Below are 4,585 nucleotides of genomic sequence, written 5' to 3'. Positions count from 1 at the left end.
AAGTATTGGCAGATGCCGAAGCAGCAGTAGAGGCAGCAGAAGCAGCATACGCTGCGGCAGAACAAGCGCTGATCGATGCAAATGCCAATGGGCTCATCACTCCAACAGAACTTACTGCATTGACTCAAGCACGTGATGATGCACTTGCTGCGAAAACAGAAGCACAAACAAAAGTGACAGCGTTACCTGGGGCAGTACAAGCAGAAAAAGATGTGCTACAAGGTCGTTTGAATGATCTGGTTGATATCACTTTACCAACAGTAAATGATCAAAATGAAAATGATATTTCTGATGATATTGATACTTTACTAGCGGGAGTCGAAGCTTTGATAGAAAGTGCTGAAGAAGCTTATACAACGGCTGAAGAGGATTTAGCTGACGCCTTGCAAGACGGTACTGTAACACAGGCAGAGGCTGATAAATTGCAAGAGTCCCTAGAAGCTGCTCAGGCAGCAAAAACTCTTGCACAACAAGCATTAGACAATATTGATCAAACTTCAGACGCGATTGAAGCTGCAAAAGCTCTATTGCAAGAAAGAATAGATGATCTCGTAGATATTGAGGTACCTGAGCCATTTGCAACAGCGAATAATGATGTGCAATTGGTATTGGATATCACACCGACTGTAGATGTTAATGAAACACCAACAGAGCTTAACTCAACAGGATTTACGGTGGGTTCTGTTGGCTTAGGTCCAGTGTTAAATGCAAGTGTGCTTGAAAGCGTATTTAGTTCTTCAGTTTCCCTTTCAGTCGAAGAAGGCACCGAAAGAGATATTAGTTTCTATGCTGATGCTGGTGGTCTTACAGCAGGGACAATGAACTTATTTATGTATAAGTTAAATGAGTCAACTGGTGAATATGAATTAAAAGAAAAAATTGATAATTGGTATCTCGTTGTATTAGGTGGTGTGTCAGAAACGATAAGTCGTTCTTTAGATGAAGGAGAGTGGCTCATTGTATTAGGTAACGGCCAAGGGTTGTCAGCTGCTACGGGGTATACATTAAGATTTGAATCAGATGCTGTACGTGATTTTAATAATCCAGAAGCTGTGACAGGAACAGTAAATGGTAATGTGATTACGGATCAGGATTATCAAAATGGTGCAGATGTCGTCCCAGAGGGTAGTAAAATCAGTGGAGTTATTCATGGTGAAGATACCATTAATCAATTTACAGATGGTATTGCAACAATTAAAGGGGAGTATGGCACTTTAACTATCTCTGAAAATGGACAATATACATATACAGTAGATCCATTATTTAGAGATTACGGTGAAGTTGATCGTTTTGTATATGAGGTAACGGCACCAAATGGTGAAAAACGCACAGCTGAATTAAATATTGAATTAGTGCGTGTTGCCACAGATGAAAATGCCATCATTGATAATACAGTATTACTTGATGTTACTCCTGATTTAACTGAAACCACAGGCGAAGCATTAGGTATTTCAAATGCAGTCGCATTGAATTTACTTGATCTAGGTATTGCTGGTGATGTGTTGTCTGCAAGTGTAATTGGTACGGAAGGTGTCATGGACTTCACTGTTGAAGACGGTACTTTCCAAGAAATGACCTTTACCGGTTCCGCGGGCGGGGTAACGATACTTTCAACATTTAGTTTGGTTATCTATCGTTTAGATGAGAATACTGAACAGTTGGTTCAAGTACACGAAATTCCAAATTTTGTTCAAGTGCTCATTGGCGGTGGTGTTTCAACCCCGGTAACATTGAGTTTTGGTGAGGGTACTTACGTTGGTATTATCAAGCAAACTAGTGGTGTAAACGTAATTGGAGGAGCTTCAGCTCAAGTTACAGATGTCAATATTTACGATTATGCAAACCCAGAAACGATAACTGGATCAGTTCAAGGTGATGCGATTCCGATTACGACAGATAAATTAATATTGGTAAATAACACTGATGTGGTTGAAGGTGAAGCTTTAGTTGTACAGGGTCAATATGGCTCACTCAATATTAATACTGACGGTACTTATACCTACAATGTTACAGTTCCACAAAGCACAGTGGGTTGGACTCCACCATATGGTGAGATTGATCGTTTTGAGGTTGTAGTGGAACGAGCAGATGGTACAACTTACATTGAAGTTCTCAATATTAAGATTGATACCAATACAGTAGCTAACGATGCAGAAGTTGTAGAAGTTCAAGCTGCAAACTATTCAACGCTCAATGAATCTGTAGAGCCTGGAATTATTGGATCTGCAAGTCGTACATTAGAATTTAAAGTTGAAGAAGGATCTTATATTAGTAGCTTAGATCTCCAAGGGAATATCACTCGTACTTTAACTAATGATAATCCTTCAATGAGTGTTGTGATTAATAAGGTGACTACTCAGCTTGTCAACGGCGTTGAACAGCAAGTGCTTGAACAAGTTTATACCGGAAATGTTAGTATTACATGGCCAGCTGGAACAATATTGAATCCTTCGACATCAACGACTTATGCCTCAGAAATTATTTTAGATGATGGCAAAGTGCTCGATGCAGGTGATTATGTTATTTCAATTAACACAACGAGTAGTACATTTAATTCAGTGAATGTATCTAGTGCATCAATTACTGGAATAATGGTCAATAATATTACTCCAACTGATACACCATTGCTCGAGGGTGATTTATTTGAAAATGATACAGCTATCGACCAAATTGATATTCTGAAAATTGGATCTAAAGAGCTTTATGTAAATGATCCAGCTAAAGGTGGTCAAGAGTTCACAGTTCAAGGTAAGCACGGTGTCCTTACTGTGTTTAAAGATGGCACCTATGAGTATCAACCATCAGGTTTAAGTGGAGGTCTTGAAACATTCACCTATACAACAGTTTCTAAAGCGGGAACATCACAATCTGCAACACTTGAAATTAATGTTTCGATGACGTTAACTGGAAGTGATGAGGCAGATACCGTACAAGCATCTGCTTCAATCGATACTTTTACTCTTGGTGAAGGTGCTGATACAGTCCTTTATGATGTGCTCAATCAAGCTCAACATACCGAAAGTCCAGATATTTGGACTGACTTTAATCAAGCTGAAGGTGATCGAGTTGATATTTCTGCTTTATTAAAAGATCAGAATGTTACATCGTCTAACATTGGTGAATTTGTAACGATCAAACAAGATGGTGCAAATACGGTGATTAGTGTTGATACTGATGGGGCTAAAACGAAATATAACCCAACTGAGCTTATTGTTCTGCAAAATACAGATAGCAGTCTTTATGCGATCGATGATCTGTTAAAATATAATCAAATTTAATTAAACAAATGAAAAGAGGTCTTTCGAGACCTCTTTTTATTTTTAAAAATGTGAAATCAAAAGTAATTGGTATGAAAAAAATAAAATTCTAATAATTTGAATAAATTAATTTTTGAAGAACAAAAATTTTATTTGTTATTTCGTCATTTGAAAAATATTCTAATAAAATAAAATTCATTATGGAGACGCGATTGCAACAAAAAAATCATATCCAAGCACCATTTTATAGAGCTTAATGTGTTAGTTATCAGGGGTGGACTTAATCATAAAAAAATGTTGTTTAGGATTTATTGATAATAAAAAATGGTAATGATTAAAAAAATTAAATTCCTACTCCAAAGAGATTTTCATCTCTATATTTAGACCTGTTTTTTGAACGTTATTAAATAGAATATAGAAATAAACACTTGCTCCGTTAAAAAAAGTTAACCTTGCTCATTTTTATTTGTGTTTTCAGGTGGCTAGTATGGGGGTAGTAGTAATGTCTAATTTTATAACTCGATATGTGTTGCAGAATTAGGTTATAGAGATCATTTTGCCTGAGTTTGAAGAATAATCCGCTCATTACTCATTATTTACATTGGATTTAAAGGAGTGCTTGCATAATTCGATATTCTTAAATTGGTTGAAAACTCAGTGCTTTAACTTTGATTGATTTTGATGCTTAAATAAACATGTGAATATGAAAATTTTTAATCTGAAAATTTAATACTGCTATTTGTTTTTATTCTTGAACCATACTAGACCTGCTTGAGTCTAAAAAATAAAAGAGCCATATAAGGCTCTTTTATTTTTAGATACAATAGCGTGATCCTTCAGACGACACATCCTATGACATTCATGTTTCTGTAAATTTAAAAACTTATAAATTCTTGCGACACATAATGTCATTAGATTGCGACACATCTAATGACATTTTATAAGAAAAGCGACACAACAAGTGTCATTTTCTAGAAAGGGGGTTATATAACATTAGTTAATAACAGGAATATTTATCTAGTTTCTAAATTTTATAACTAAGCTAAACATTAAAAGGGGAATTTAAATTTTCCCCATAATGAACCTACCGTTACCATTTTTGAACGAGGTTAAGCTTGTTGAAAAAAACGCAAGAAAGCGGCACAAAAAGCAAGAACATCTACCCAAATTCTTACACTGCTATTGCTCCAATTCCTTGTAATTGGAGCAAAATATCCACTGAACCGTACCGGGTTTGTCGGAGAGATTTTTATTTAAGTTAGGCCACCTGACCTAACGGATTAACCTTATCATAGTACATTGCTTCAAACTCAAATGGCGATACATAA

At 36.0% G+C, this 4,585-nt stretch carries 1 protein-coding gene; it reads left to right on the top strand.

The window, feature by feature from the left end; genetic code table 11:
• Positions 1 to 3,278, top strand: a 3,278-nt coding sequence (locus tag AC1M9J_RS14700) for a BapA/Bap/LapF family large adhesin (protein WP_481952566.1), incomplete at its 5' end; no start/stop codon positions are given.
• Positions 3,279 to 4,585: the final 1,307 nt, after the last annotated feature.

The organism is Acinetobacter sp. ANC_7588 (assembly GCF_056783995.1).
Note: the sequence above shows the minus strand (reverse complement) of the source record. Positions and strands in the feature narration are given on the sequence as shown.